General features: G+C 34.7%; 14 protein-coding genes and 1 tRNA gene. 6 read left to right on the forward strand and 9 right to left on the reverse strand.

The window, feature by feature from the left end:
• Nucleotides 1–33 precede the first annotated feature (33 nt).
• Nucleotides 34–996 carry an SPFH domain-containing protein gene (locus tag GFO_RS15580; RefSeq protein WP_011711147.1) on the forward strand — a complete coding sequence of 321 codons (963 nt, stop codon included), beginning with the start codon at nucleotides 34–36 and terminating at the stop codon, nucleotides 994–996.
• 80 nt (nucleotides 997–1076) lie between these two features.
• Here the strand turns inward: GFO_RS15580 and GFO_RS15585 are convergent, their stop codons facing one another.
• The 4 genes from GFO_RS15585 to GFO_RS15600 all read right to left on the reverse strand — a co-directional run bounded on the left by GFO_RS15585 (nucleotide 1077) and on the right by GFO_RS15600 (nucleotide 3860).
• Complete coding sequence (locus tag GFO_RS15585) at nucleotides 1077–1313, reverse strand: DUF6327 family protein (protein ID WP_011711148.1); 237 nt, start codon at nucleotides 1311–1313, stop codon at nucleotides 1077–1079.
• Nucleotides 1314–1315: 2 nt separating this feature from the next.
• Complete coding sequence (locus GFO_RS15590) at nucleotides 1316–1672, reverse strand: phage holin family protein (RefSeq protein WP_011711149.1); 357 nt, start codon at nucleotides 1670–1672, stop codon at nucleotides 1316–1318.
• A 7-nt stretch (nucleotides 1673–1679) separates the two neighbouring features.
• On the reverse strand, nucleotides 1680–2054 hold the full coding sequence (locus tag GFO_RS15595; protein ID WP_011711150.1) for a YtxH domain-containing protein: 375 nt from the start codon (nucleotides 2052–2054) through the stop codon (nucleotides 1680–1682).
• Nucleotides 2055–2180: 126 nt separating this feature from the next.
• Complete coding sequence (locus GFO_RS15600) at nucleotides 2181–3860, reverse strand: glutamine--tRNA ligase/YqeY domain fusion protein (RefSeq protein ID WP_011711151.1); 1680 nt, start codon at nucleotides 3858–3860, stop codon at nucleotides 2181–2183.
• Between the two features lie 112 nt (nucleotides 3861–3972).
• Here GFO_RS15600 and GFO_RS15605 point away from each other — a divergent pair, with 112 nt between their 5' ends.
• The 3 genes from GFO_RS15605 to GFO_RS15615 all read left to right on the forward strand — a co-directional run bounded on the left by GFO_RS15605 (nucleotide 3973) and on the right by GFO_RS15615 (nucleotide 5211).
• Nucleotides 3973–4689, forward strand: coding sequence for a ZIP family metal transporter (locus tag GFO_RS15605; RefSeq protein ID WP_011711152.1), 717 nt, complete (start codon nucleotides 3973–3975; stop codon nucleotides 4687–4689).
• 43 nt (nucleotides 4690–4732) lie between these two features.
• On the forward strand, nucleotides 4733–5089 hold the full coding sequence (gene folB / locus GFO_RS15610; RefSeq protein WP_011711153.1) for a dihydroneopterin aldolase: 357 nt from the start codon (nucleotides 4733–4735) through the stop codon (nucleotides 5087–5089).
• A 51-nt stretch (nucleotides 5090–5140) separates the two neighbouring features.
• A tRNA-Cys gene (locus tag GFO_RS15615) sits at nucleotides 5141–5211 on the forward strand.
• A gap of 32 nt (nucleotides 5212–5243) precedes the next feature.
• Here the strand turns inward: GFO_RS15615 and GFO_RS15620 are convergent.
• Nucleotides 5244–5978: a LysE family translocator gene (locus GFO_RS15620; protein ID WP_011711154.1), complete on the reverse strand. Its 735-nt coding sequence runs from the start codon at nucleotides 5976–5978 to the stop codon at nucleotides 5244–5246.
• Nucleotides 5979–6080: 102 nt separating this feature from the next.
• On the reverse strand, nucleotides 6081–8279 hold the full coding sequence (rnr, locus tag GFO_RS15625; RefSeq protein WP_011711155.1) for a ribonuclease R: 2199 nt from the start codon (nucleotides 8277–8279) through the stop codon (nucleotides 6081–6083).
• A gap of 1191 nt (nucleotides 8280–9470) precedes the next feature.
• On the opposite strand from rnr, the gene rpiB reads away from it, so the two are divergent.
• The gene (gene rpiB / locus GFO_RS15630; RefSeq protein ID WP_011711157.1) at nucleotides 9471–9911 is read left to right on the forward strand and encodes a ribose 5-phosphate isomerase B; all 441 of its coding nucleotides are present in this window, start codon (nucleotides 9471–9473) and stop codon (nucleotides 9909–9911) included.
• Between the two features lie 6 nt (nucleotides 9912–9917).
• Nucleotides 9918–10364: a GNAT family N-acetyltransferase gene (locus tag GFO_RS15635; RefSeq protein WP_011711158.1), complete on the forward strand. Its 447-nt coding sequence runs from the start codon at nucleotides 9918–9920 to the stop codon at nucleotides 10362–10364.
• Here GFO_RS15635 and GFO_RS15640 read toward each other — a convergent pair.
• The 3 genes from GFO_RS15640 to rnpA are packed head-to-tail and all read right to left on the reverse strand — an operon-like array spanning nucleotide 10361 to nucleotide 13197.
• On the reverse strand, nucleotides 10361–11179 hold the full coding sequence (locus GFO_RS15640; protein WP_011711159.1) for a sterol desaturase family protein: 819 nt from the start codon (nucleotides 11177–11179) through the stop codon (nucleotides 10361–10363). The genes GFO_RS15635 and GFO_RS15640 overlap by 4 nt on opposite strands.
• Nucleotides 11180–11189: 10 nt before the next feature.
• Nucleotides 11190–12824: a S41 family peptidase gene (locus GFO_RS15645; RefSeq protein WP_011711160.1), complete on the reverse strand. Its 1635-nt coding sequence runs from the start codon at nucleotides 12822–12824 to the stop codon at nucleotides 11190–11192.
• Complete coding sequence (rnpA, locus tag GFO_RS15650) at nucleotides 12805–13197, reverse strand: ribonuclease P protein component (protein WP_011711161.1); 393 nt, start codon at nucleotides 13195–13197, stop codon at nucleotides 12805–12807. The genes GFO_RS15645 and rnpA overlap by 20 nt, the downstream gene beginning before the upstream one ends.
• Between the last annotated feature and the right edge of the window lie 3 nt (nucleotides 13198–13200).

Raw genomic sequence — 13200 nt, forward strand, 5'->3', positions numbered from 1 at the left:
AAATTGAAGCATTCTTAATTTAATAGTTATTACGTGCTTAATTTAGTTTTAATACCCATTCTGGGAGTTTTTCTAATATTGATTATTTTCTCCGGAATTTTCATTGTAAAGCAGCAAACCTCTGCTGTTGTAGAGAGATTCGGAAAATTTACAAGTATTAGAAGTTCCGGTCTTCAATTAAAAATTCCCTTGATAGATCAGGTTGCAGGTAGAATTAACTTAAAGGTACAGCAGCTTGATGTGATGGTTGAAACAAAAACCAAAGATAATGTTTTTGTAAAACTAAAAATCTCTGTACAGTTTCAGGTTCGGCAGGATAATGTATATGATGCGTTCTACAAGCTAGAAAGTCCGCACGACCAGATAACTTCTTATGTATTTGATGTAGTACGTGCAGAAGTGCCTAAAATGAAGCTAGATGATGTTTTTGAGCGGAAAGATGATATAGCTATTGCTGTAAACCGGGAATTGAATGAAGCCATGGGTGATTACGGATATGATATTATTAGAACCCTGGTGACCGATATAGATCCTGATGTAAAGGTAAAAGCAGCAATGAACCGCATTAATGCCGCCGAAAGAGAAAAAGTAGCTGCAGAATATGATGGCGAGGCAGAACGAATACGAATTGTGGCCAAAGCAAGAGCTGAAGCTGAAAGTAAGCGATTACAAGGTCAGGGTATTGCAGATCAAAGAAGAGAAATAGCGAGGGGACTTGAAGAAAGTGTGGATGTTCTTAATAATGTTGGAATTAATTCTCAGGAAGCTTCAGCATTAATCGTAGTTACTCAGCATTATGATACTTTACAGGCAATTGGAGAGGAAACTAATAGTAATTTAATATTGCTTCCTAACTCACCGCAAGCGGGTAGTGAAATGCTTAATAATATGGTTGCTTCATTTTCAGCTTCTAACCAGATAGGTGAAGCGATGAAAGAACAAAATCGTAAAAAGGCAGACGATGAAAAGAAAAAACAGGATCGTGGAAAGGAATAAAACTTCTTCAATGTTAGCAGAATTTTCCTAATAAAAAAAGCCTCCGAGTGGAGGCTTTTCCAATATTTGTTTTAAAGAATTTAATCTTTTATATAATTTCTTTCGGTATTCTTTACTCCCATGATCTTGGATACTGCTTTTATAGCAAGTAATTTATGGATCAGAGAGCCTACGCTACTGCCTAAAAGGGATTTGGGAGATAGATGTTCCTTAGTTTGATCTAAACTAAGCTTGATTTCCTCTTTATCGATTTCAGTCTGTAACTTTAAAATCTTAAGATCCTTATCAATTTCTTCAAAAGATGAATATATTCTCATTACTATTCTTTTTCGTTAAAAACTGATTTAGAAAATTTCTTAAGAACAAGTTTTTCAATTGGTTCTTTTCCGAAGATAAAAATCAAAATAAAAACAATTATATAGAATCCTCCGACAATAAAATAACCCGAACTCGGGATACCAATAGCCTGGCTTATTACAATAGCTAAGGCAAAAGAAAGCATTATTCCAGCAACACTCAATAGAAAGCCCATAATTAGGAAACGTACAAGAGCAGTTGCTCCCTTCATCCCCTGCCTAAAGGCCCTAAGTTTATAAAATTCAGAATTACTTTGAATGTAAGTCTGAATATTATTATTTAAATCATGAATACTGTCAGATAGTTTTTCAAATGCCATATAAAGATTATACTACAGCTTTGTCTGGTGAATTTCCAGCAGACTTGCCTGATTTATCTTTTTGCAATTTAGCATTTTGTTTTCTTAATTCCTCAAGTTTCGTCTCCATTGCAGATAAAATATCATCTGCTTTATGGCTGGCTGAAGAAAGCGTTTCTTCAAGTCGTTGTTCAAAATCTACCCTGGCCTTTTTAGCTTTATCAGTTAAATTAGAACTGGTTTCATGATAACGTTTGTTTATGTTATCCTGAGCTTTTTGAGCGTCCTTTTTAAGCTTTTTACGTGTTTTATCACCGCTATCCGGAGCATATAGTAATCCTACACCAGCTCCTATTGCTGCACCTGTAATTAACGCTAAAAGGGTATTTCCTGTATTTGCCATAAGTTTTTGAATTTTAAGTTATTATTCCTCCAAAGATAACAGAAGCCAGCACCTTTGGCTGTTAATAACCGGTTAATATGTTAAAAAATCAATGCTAAAGTATTCTTAAAAAATTTAGAAAACTTACTAATTCTTGATCTTAGCCCAGGAATCGCGCAAGCTAACGGTTCTATTAAAAATAGGTCTTGCAGCCGTAGAATCTCTATCTACACAAAAATAACCTATACGCTGAAACTGGACTTTATCCTGTTCTTTGGCGTCTTTTAGGCCTGGTTCTAAATAGCCGGTAACTATTTTCAAAGATTCAGGATTTACGAAATCAAGGTAATCCCGGTCTTTTATACCATCAGGCATTTCTTCAGTAAAAAGCCTATCATAAAGCCTGATTTCAGCTTCAATAGCATGCTTTACAGATACCCAGTGCAATGTCCCTTTCACTTTTCTCAAAGATTCTTCAGTACCGCTTCCACTCTTACTTTTGAGATCGTACGTACAATGAATTTCAGTAATATTACCTTCTGTATCCTTCACCACATCTTCTCCTTTAATGATATAGGCATTTTTCAGTCGAACCTCTTTTCCCAGGGTTAATCTGAAAAACTTTCTGTTCGCACTTTCCTTAAAATCCTCTTTTTCAATATATAATTCTCGTGAAAATGGCACTTTTCTACTACCTGCAGTTTCGTCTTCAGGATTATTTTCAGCATCTAACCACTCCTCTTCTCCTTCAGGATAATTAGTGATCACAAGTTTTACAGGATCTAACACCCCCATCACACGTGGAGCTATTTTATTTAAATCTTCCCTGGCGCAGAATTCAAGATGAGAAACATCAATTAAATTTTCTCTCTTCCCAACTCCAATAGAATCAGCAAATTTTCTAATAGATTCCGCAGTATAACCTCTTCTTCTTAAACCGGAAATAGTAGGCATTCTAGGGTCATCCCATGAATCTACAAATCCCTTTTCTACCAGTTGAAGTAATTTTCTTTTACTAACAATGGTATGACTTAAATTACGACGAGCAAATTCTCGCTGTTTAGGCTCAAATTCGCCGGGTTTACTTACTTTTTTAATAAACCAGTTATAAAGTTCACGGTGGGGTAAGAATTCCAGGGTGCAGAATGAGTGTGACACATGTTCAATAAAATCACTTTCGCCATGAGCCCAGTCATACATTGGATAAATTTTCCAGTTATCACCCGTACGATGATGACTTTTATGAAGACATCTATACATAACAGGATCCCTCATAAGCATATTGCCTGCACCCATGCTTATTTTAGCCCTTAAAACATCCCCTTTTTCAGGTGTTTCGCCATTCTTCATCTTTTCAAAAAGATCAAGATTTTCTTCTACGGAACGATTTCTAAATGGACTTGCTTGTCCAGGCTGTGTTGGAGTTCCTTTTTGTTCCGCGATTTCTTCTGAAGTCTGGCTGTCTACATAAGCATCTCCATTTTTGATCATTTCTACCGCCCAGTCATAAAGCTGTTGAAAATAATCTGAAGCATAACATTCTTCTGCCCATTTAAATCCCAGCCACTCAATATCCTTCTTTATGGCATCAACATACTCCTGCTCTTCTTTTGCAGGATTTGTATCATCAAAACGAAGGTTTACCGGAGCATTATAGCGCTCCCCTAGCCTAAAATTCAGACAAATTGAAGAAGCGTGCCCAATATGAAGATATCCATTAGGTTCCGGTGGAAAACGGAATTTCAGATCCTCCTTTTTATAATTATTGCTTAGATCCTCTTCAATGATTTGCTCGATAAAATTGAGCGACTTTTTTTCTTCGTTCATAACTGTTTAAAATAAAAGGCAAATTTATCAAAATTTAAATCGATACAGACAGCTTAGGCCTATTAGTATCAGTAAAATTCAATAACTTCGGAATATTAACCTTAATATAAACATGGAGGACATTTATAAAATCATCTTATACTCCGCATTTTCAGGAATTACAGTGTTTATTGGTGGTCTTCTTTCCAAATTCTATGGAGGCGGATTTAAAACTGACAACAGTAAAGCGGAATTATTCCATTTTATTACCGCTTTTGGCGGAGGCATTCTGGTAGCAGCTATTGCTTTGGTCCTTGTTCCACGTGGAATGGAAAAACTTAATCTTCCAATATTAATGCTGGCATTCATTACCGGAGCATTCAGCGTCTTTTTTATTGATAGAAAACTTCAAAAATCGGGAAATACCTTATCACAACTTTTGGCTATGCTTTTAGATTTTATTCCTGAAGCTATTGCCCTGGGCGCCATCTTTGCAACCGATCCTAAAACTGGAATTCTATTGGCTATTTTTATCGGTCTCCAAAACCTTCCGGAATCCTTTAATTCTTTTCAGGATCTAAAGAGCAATGGTTTAAGTGATAAAAAAAGTCTGATTATATTATTCTTTTTAAGCTTTTCCGGGATTTTAGGGGCGATCATCGGATACTTATTTCTGAAAGATCTACCACAGGTAACGGCATTTTTAATGGTATTCGCCAGTGGCGGAATTCTATATCTTATCTTTCAGGATATCGCTCCAAATGTGAAGCTTAAAAAATCCTGGTTACCGGCCTTAGGGGCGAATTTGGGATTTCTAATAGGAATGATTGGAGAAAAACTTATTCAATAACCAAAAACAATTCTTGAGCGTTTATCTTTGTAAAAAATAATTTGTGGGAGTAATAAAACTTAAAAATATCAAGGTATTTTCTTATCACGGATGTCTTGATGAAGAGGGTAAAATTGGCAGTGAATACCGCGTAGATCTTAAAGTTCATGGTGATCTGTCTAATTCAGCTAAAACAGATAAATTAAGCGATACCGTAGATTATGTTCATTTAAATAAGATCGTCAAAGAAGAAATGGCGATAAGATCTAAATTGCTCGAAACCGTTGCTGAAAGAATTTTGAATCGTGTTATGAACGAACTCATTATGGTTCAGAAAGCTAAGGTGGATGTTTCTAAAATTAATCCACCAATTGGTGGAAATGTTGCCATGGTCACGGTAAGCCGAAAGAAATCAAGGTAGATTTTAGTTTTGAAACTTAAAATTTTTATTACATTTGCCAACCCTTTACAGGGCATCGTGGCCGAGTGGCTAGGCAGAGGTCTGCAAAACCTTGTACAGCGGTTCGAATCCGCTCGATGCCTCAACAAAGCTTCCTTTAACCGGGAAGCTTTTTTTATTCATTATTTTCAGAATTTCCTAAATTTTCCAGTTTTCCAATTAAAGAATCACTGGGAGTGATCTCCTCTATCTGATCTTTAATTTCATTCACCTGATTTGGAAAAAATCCTTGAAATATAAGCACAGCACCAAATAATACAAGTACCATACTTATTCCTCTTTTCATTATATAAATTCTATGTGGTGTGAGTTTTCTATTAAGCTTTTTAGCAAGAAGAATTTTTATAACATCTACAATAAGATAGGTAACCAGCACACTTAGTAGAAAAACTGAGATCCTATCTGTCTGCATTTCCATTTTAGGACCAAATACGATGATTACTCCTAACCAGAAGCCCAGAACACCTATATTGATAAAATTGAGCAGGAAACCCTTTGCAAAGAGTCCAAAATAATCGCTTTTGCCCAATTTTCGAATTTCAGGTGTTTCGTCTTCGGTATGAATAGTTTTTTTAGTTTGTAAAAAACTCATCACTCCATAAGTTGCTAGGATCATCCCCCCAAAAATGAATAATGCGGGATCATCCTTTAGACGTTCCAGAAGTTTAGTGGTACTAAAATAAGCGATGGCGATAAAAATAACATCGGCCAGTATAACCCCCAGATCTAAAGCGAAAGCCGCCCTAAAACCTTTTATAGCGGCGGTTTCCAGTAATACAAAAAATACCGGACCAAACAAAAAAGCTAGAAATAACCCTAATGGTAAAGCTGCTAAAACGTCCTGTAACATGCAGTTAAGTTGTTTTGCAAATGTAAACTTTTTGTTCTTCTATGATTATTATGAGTGTTAAAGCCTAAAAGCTAAATTACTAAAGTTGTCCTATTTAATTAATTAATTTGTTTCAACTTCTTCCCTATTTCCCAGCAACGTAAAGTCTAAATGTCTTTTAATAAGATCTGCATTTTTAACTTTTACATAGACTTCATCACCCAAAGTATAGGTTTGTCCGGTTCGTTTTCCAACTACAGAAAATTCATCAGCATTAAACTCATAGTGATCATCGTTCATATCCCTTAGCCTGATCATTCCTTCACATTTGTTCTCTACAATTTCAACAAATATCCCCCATTCGGTCACTCCTGAAATAACCCCAAGAAATTCCTCGTTCTCATGATCCTGCATGAATTTAACCTGCATATATTTAATAGAATCCCTTTCAGCATTGGTAGCAAGATTTTCCATTTCGCTACTATGATGACATTTAGTTTCATATTCCTCTTCACTTGCAGACTTTGCTCCATCAAGATAATGCTGAAGTAGTCTATGAACCATTACATCGGGATATCTACGAATAGGCGAAGTGAAATGCGTATAATAGTCAAAAGCTAAACCATAATGACCAATACTTTCAGTTCCATAATAGGCTTTACTCATGGTTCTAATAGCGAGCGTATCTACCATATTTTGCTCTTTTCGCCCCTGAACATCTTCTAATAATTTGTTCAATGAAGAGGTAGTAGAACTCCTATCTTTAAGATTAAGTTTATGACCAAATCTTCCTACAATTGTTTGTAAAGAAGCTAATTTCTGATCGTCTGGTTCATCGTGATTTCTATAAACAAAAGTCTTCTTAGGACTCTGCTTACCTATATACTCCGCTACTTTTCTGTTGGCAAGTAGCATAAATTCTTCAATAAGTTTGTTTGCGTCTTTCGCAGTTTTAAAGAATACCCCAACCGGATTATTATCCTCATTTAAATTGAATTTCACTTCAACTTTATCAAAGGAAATCGCCCCATCCTTCATTCTTCTGGTACGCATTTTCTTAGCAAGTGTGTTCAAGGTCACTACGGCTTCTATCAAAGCACCTCTAACAGAATACGCATGATTTCTAATAGAAACATCATCAGGAATTGTTCCTGTACCGGTTTCTAGAATATGCTGAGCTTCTTCATAAGCAAAGCGTTCATCTGAATAAGTTACTGTTCTACCAAACCACTGATTTTTAACCGTCGCATTATCATCAATTTCAAAAACTGCTGAAAAAGTAAATTTTTCTTCCTTCGGTCTTAATGAACAGGCATTGTTAGAAAGTATTTCTGGTAACATTGGTACCACCCTGTCTACTAAATAAACAGAGGTAGCACGTTCATAAGCTTCTTCGTCCAGAATGGTGCCCGGTTGCAAATAGTGGGATACATCTGCAATATGAATTCCTATCTCATAATTGCCATTTTTAAGTTTCTCAAAACTTAAAGCATCATCAAAATCTTTGGCATCTTTCGGATCAATGGTAAAAGTTAGAACATCCCGCATGTCCCTTCTTTTACTTATTTCTTCTTTATTTATTGAAGTATCTATCTTATTGGCAAATTCTTCAACTTCTTCCGGAAAATCATGGGGTAAACCATATTGAGCAAGAATAGAGTGAATTTCGGTATGATGTTCCCCGGGGGTACCAAGTACTCTGGTTATTTTACCTAACGGAGAATCTGCTTTTTTTGGCCATTCTTCAAATTCTACTACCACTTTATCTCCATTCTCAGCTCCATTAAGCTTATTGCCGGGGATAAAAAAGTCGGTATGCATAGATTTATCATCAATCACCACAAACCCGAAATCTTTTTTCTGCTGAAGTGTTCCAACAAATTCTGTACGTTTTCGCTTTATAATTTTGGTTATTTCACCTTCAGAGCGCTTTCTTCTACGGCGATTAAAAACGTAAATTTCTACAGTATCCCCATCAAAGGCAGTATTCAGGTCCTTATTTGCAATAAAAATATCATCTGCAAATTCCTCAACCATTACATAACCATATCCCTTTGTGGTAAGATCCAGTACGCCGGTATAATAATTCTTGTTACTTTCTATTTTAAATTTTCCTCGCTCAACTTCTTCAATCTCTTGTTTTGCAGCTAGCTGAGCTAGTTTTTTTATAATCTGATTTCTACTACTGGCGTCATTAACTCCTAAAATGGAAGCTATTTGTTTATAATTATATGTTTTTCCTGAATTGTTACGAAGTATATCGATGATACTTCTGGAAAGATTGCCTTGTATTTTAGTTTTCGTTTTCTTCTTATTCTTCATTATCACTTAGTATACGATAAAATTACGCTATAAATATCACACATAAACTTTTTCATTTTAAAGTTTTGTTAAGTGTAATATTTCAAATACGCTGATTTTCAAATTGTTCTAAAAAATTATTTTTTTAATGATTTTAACATTTTTCGAATTTAATTCTTAAAAATTTCTTAATTTAGATTTAACTTTCCCTACAAGAAAACTCCGTAATTTTATCTCATAGAATTATGAAAATTAGTAAGTCCACGAAATACTCGGCGCTTTTCTTCCTGATATTTTTATTAGGACTTATCTTCTTTATAGCTAGTATCCATAAAACCCTCAATAAAAAAACCAATCTTTTCCTAGTAGTTGATTCTAATTATCAAACAAGTATGGTCTATACTATTGAGGAATAAAACTTATCTTTAGTTAGGTTAATTCTTTCATATGAAAAATTATATATGCCTGGCTACCTTTACCTACCATCATGAATATTTGATTCTTAAGTTAGAACTGGATAACGCTGGAATACACCACTATTTCCAGAACTAGACCCTGGTAGGCCTACTCACATTTTCTTCATTTGCATTTGGCGGAATTCGTCTTATGGTTCATCCTTCAGATATTTCAAAGGCAAAACAAATAATAGATTCTCTAAATGACAAATCTTCTAATCTCAGAATCGTTTAATCAGCTTTAGTTATAAACATTATATATTATATTATTTATTTCTTCTTTTTATAAAAATTTAAATGCGGTATATGATGGCGTGTTAATTTGTAGCACAATTTTTACTAATAATGTATTGAATTTCACTTGTAAGTTTTTGATAACAGTTTATCAACATAGCTGTGAATTCTTAAGTAATTGATATTCTAGGCTTTTTAAGATTTACTTAACAAATATCGATTAGATAGATTTAAGAATTTTTATTGATAAGTTCATTATTAACAATTGTCAACAACATGTTTTTAAGTGCTCATAACTATCTAAAAAATTCATGAGTTATAATTTGATTTATTCAACCTGTTGCTTGTATTGTTATTATATTCTTAAGAAACAAATTTATTTTTAAGTATTTGACGGTATGTTTTCCACAATTACTTGTCAAATTTAAAATGCTGAATATTAAGATATTCAGTAAAGTAATTAACAATGAAAAATAGACAGGTTAACTGAGTGTTTTTTAACTTTGTCCCAAACAACATAACTATGAAAATATCAATTGGAAATGATCATGCGGGTACAGATTATAAGCAAATGATCCAGGAAAAGCTTGAATCTATGGGGCATACGGTAACTAATTATGGAACTAATGCTGAAGACAGTGTAGATTACCCAGATTTTGTTCACCCCGTAGCGCAAGATGTAGAGAATAAAAAGGCCGATCTTGGAATCATTATCTGCGGAAGTGGAAATGGCGCTAATATGACGGCTAATAAGCATCAGGGTGTTAGATCGGCACTATGCTGGAATACAGAGATCGCAAAACTCTCCCGTGAGCATAACGATGCTAATATTTTAAGTATTCCTGCCAGGTTCGTTTCTAAAGACTTAGCTACCCAAATGATGGAAACCTTTGTAAATACTGAATTTGAAGGCGGACGTCATCAAAGAAGAGTAGATAAAATTCCCGCAAAAAAAGCTTGTTAATAACCTATGGATTTAAATATTGAAGTAAAAAAGTTCAGTGAATTAAGCCTCACTGAACTTTATGATATTTTACAGTTAAGATCTGAAGTTTTTGTGGTGGAGCAGGATTGTGTTTATCAGGATATAGATGGTAAAGACAACGAAGCATTACATATTATCGGATTCAAAGAAGATGAAATCGTTGCTTATACCCGTTGTTTTAAGCCAGGGTATTACTTTGAGGAAGCTGCTATTGGCCGTGTGGTGGTAAAAGATTTAGAAAGGAAGTTTGGCTATGGTCATGAGATAATGAAAGCTTCAGATAAAGCAATTAAAGAGCATTATAAGACTTCAAATATCAAATTATCTGCTCAGCAATATCTTATCAAATTTTATGAATCTCATGGATATCAAACAACCGGCGAAGGTTACTTGGAAGATGGTATTCCGCATATCGGGATGATCAAGGATTAGTTCTTTGTTTTAATAGACCTGTTGAAAGGAATACCTAGTTGATATCTTATATTATCTGAATTTTCATCTGCTAGGATATCAATTCCGTAGCGTATATTTTCAGTTTTTTCATATACGAAAGTGCCAAAAATCCTATCCCAGATACTAAGCATATTTCCGAAGTTACGATCTGTCCATGGCAATTGAAAATGATGATGAAATTTATGCATGTCTGGCGTTACAAATACGTAGCTCAAAACCCTGTCCATATTTTTGGGAAGTTTAATATTAGCATGCGTAAAATATGTAAAGAAGACGCTTAAAATTCGATAAAATAAATAGAAGGCAACGGGCATTCCCATAATAATAACAGCTATAAGAGCAAAGCTTTCACGAATCACAAAATCGAAAGGATGATGTCTGGTACCGGTAGTTGCATCTACATGGGTATCTGTATGATGTATAAGATGCAGTCTCCACATCCATTTTATTTTATGTAGCAGGAAATGAACGAAATATTGCGCAATGAGATCCAACACCATTAGAGCCAGAATAAGTTCTACCCAAATTGGCAGATCTATTATTTGCAATAGACCGAATTGAGAATTATTAAGCCATAAAAATAATCCTCCCGTTAGTAATCCAAATACCAGGTTTATAAACATGACAAAACCCAGCAGAATAAAGTTTGTTTTTGCATGTTTCCACTTATTATATCGAAATTTAACTAAAGCATAGTAACCTTCAAGGATCCAGAATAGACCCAGTACAAGGCTAAGCCAGGCCAGCTTTTGCCAGGTAGCCATGTTTTCAAAGAATAGAAGAAAATTTTCCAAAACTTAGTTTCTAATTCAAAATTTTAGAGTACTCAGATGGATTATTCAGTAGGGATTTGGCTTTGGTTATTTCAGGATTACTTTCAGTATAATATTCATATAAACCTTCTTTATAAAAATACCTTTTAATAATTTCATCGGTCAATAAACTTACTATTTCAGGCTTTTTATTATCCAGTTCCTGTTTTTTAAATGCTGAAATCTGTGCTTTTATTTTTTCAACTTCTGAAGAAATTTGAGATTTTAAAGCTTCATCTTCCGCTTTCTCCATCATCTCATTCAACTCAATTTCAGTAGCCGTTTGATATTTAAAATCTGAAGATTCCAGATAGTTTTTAAATTCCTTAAAATCTGAATCTGTAAAACTAAAATCTGCTGGACTCTTTAGTTCATGTGAATAATAATAGTTGGTTGCATAATCAAAAATAGCGTCCTGAAGTAATAATGACTGGGTTATGTCACTAAATTCAGAAGTTTTAAGTTGTACATCCGGAAGTATTCCCCCACCATCATACACTTTTCTACCATTACGTGTGGTGAATTCGTTATAATCTTCCACTTTGGTTCTTACGGCCTTTCCATCCTCATTTCGGCGCCTGTAATCCAATGCCTGAATACATCTTCCGCTAGGGGTATAATATCTTGAAATAGTGATTTTAATCTGGGTGCCGTAAGCGAGTTCTTTAGGCCTTTGAACCAGACCTTTTCCGAAACTTCTGGCGCCAACTATCACCCCACGATCCAAATCCTGAATCGCGCCGGCTACAATTTCGCTGGCGGAAGCACTTCTACCATTAACTAAGACTATTAATGGAATTTTGGTATCTATTGGCTCTTTTTGAGTAAAATATTCCCTATTATATTTCTCGATCACAGATTTCGTAGTAACTATCAACTCATCTTTTGGAACAAAAATATTACTAACGTTGATCGCTTCATTTAATAAGCCACCCAAATTTCCTCTTAGATCCAGTATAACTTTATCTGCTCCATCGTTTTTGAGTTCTTTAAGCGCTTGTTTAACCTGCGTAGATGCTTTTGCATTAAATTTAGACAGTACGATATAAGCCGAATTATCATCGAGTAATTTGTAAAATGGCACCGCATCAAGTTCTACAGCACCGCGTTTTAAACTGGTAGTTTTGATTTCCCCCTGTCTGCGGTAGGTAATATTTATATCACTATCTGGAGTTCCATTAAGCAATTCTCCGGCATCTTCTTTAAATTCGGTTACATTGATATTTCCAATCTTAATAATCTCATCTCCGGCTTTTAAACCGGCTTTATCTGCGGGATAATCTTTATAAGTTTCCATGATGGTAATGGCTTCACGTCCTGTTTTCACCAAAGCACCAATGCCGGTATATTCTCCAGCACTATTGATTCTGGCTGCTTCCACGTCCTGTTCGTTCCAATAATTGGTATAAGGATCAAGATCTGTAAGCATAGATTTAATGGCCGTATCCATTAATGCAGCCGGATTGGTTTCATCTACATAATTCATGTTGATTTCCTTGAACAGTGTAGTGAAGATCTCTATCTGTTTGGCGATCTCAAAAAAATCTGATTTGAAACTTACCGTCCCAATAAAAATACCGATGAGAACTATCGGAAGTATAATAATTCTATTGATTCGTTTTTTCATCTGTATGTATTTTTTCTCTGAAACGCTCCAGAATTTTTATCATGCTTTGTTCAAGTTTTTCATAAGTCATTTCTTCACGGGAAATATGAATGAACATGAATGCGTAAGAAGATACTAAGTCTTTGGTAACAAGATACTTATTTTTTCTATAAACTTCCCGCATTAGTCGCTTAATTCTATTACGCTTTACGGCAGTTTTCACCAATTTCTTTGGAACTGAAACACCTGTCCTTAATTCGGGATTTTCAGAATTATTTATAGGTATATATACTAATTTAAGCGGATAGGATTTAATATTCTTTCCTTCTACAAAAAGCTGATCAATGAGTTTTTTGCTTTTAAGTTTTTGTGATTTTCCAAAACTTTCATCCATGTT

Source organism: Christiangramia forsetii KT0803 (genome assembly GCF_000060345.1).
Classification (GTDB): Bacteria; Bacteroidota; Bacteroidia; order Flavobacteriales; family Flavobacteriaceae; genus Christiangramia; species Christiangramia forsetii.

Coding starts and splice junctions, on each gene's coding strand:
- GFO_RS15585 (WP_011711148.1), bottom strand. CDS start 1,313: ATGAGAATATATTCATCTTTTGAAGAAATTGATAAGGATCTTAAGATT.
- GFO_RS15590 (WP_011711149.1), bottom strand. CDS start 1,672: ATGGCATTTGAAAAACTATCTGACAGTATTCATGATTTAAATAATAAT.
- GFO_RS15595 (WP_011711150.1), bottom strand. CDS start 2,054: ATGGCAAATACAGGAAATACCCTTTTAGCGTTAATTACAGGTGCAGCA.
- GFO_RS15600 (WP_011711151.1), bottom strand. CDS start 3,860: ATGAACGAAGAAAAAAAGTCGCTCAATTTTATCGAGCAAATCATTGAA.
- GFO_RS15605 (WP_011711152.1), top strand. CDS start 3,973: ATGGAGGACATTTATAAAATCATCTTATACTCCGCATTTTCAGGAATT.
- GFO_RS15620 (WP_011711154.1), bottom strand. CDS start 5,978: ATGTTACAGGACGTTTTAGCAGCTTTACCATTAGGGTTATTTCTAGCT.
- rnr (WP_011711155.1), bottom strand. CDS start 8,279: ATGAAGAATAAGAAGAAAACGAAAACTAAAATACAAGGCAATCTTTCC.
- rpiB (WP_011711157.1), top strand. CDS start 9,471: ATGAAAATATCAATTGGAAATGATCATGCGGGTACAGATTATAAGCAA.
- GFO_RS15635 (WP_011711158.1), top strand. CDS start 9,918: ATGGATTTAAATATTGAAGTAAAAAAGTTCAGTGAATTAAGCCTCACT.
- GFO_RS15645 (WP_011711160.1), bottom strand. CDS start 12,824: ATGAAAAAACGAATCAATAGAATTATTATACTTCCGATAGTTCTCATC.
- rnpA (WP_011711161.1), bottom strand. CDS start 13,197: ATGGATGAAAGTTTTGGAAAATCACAAAAACTTAAAAGCAAAAAACTC.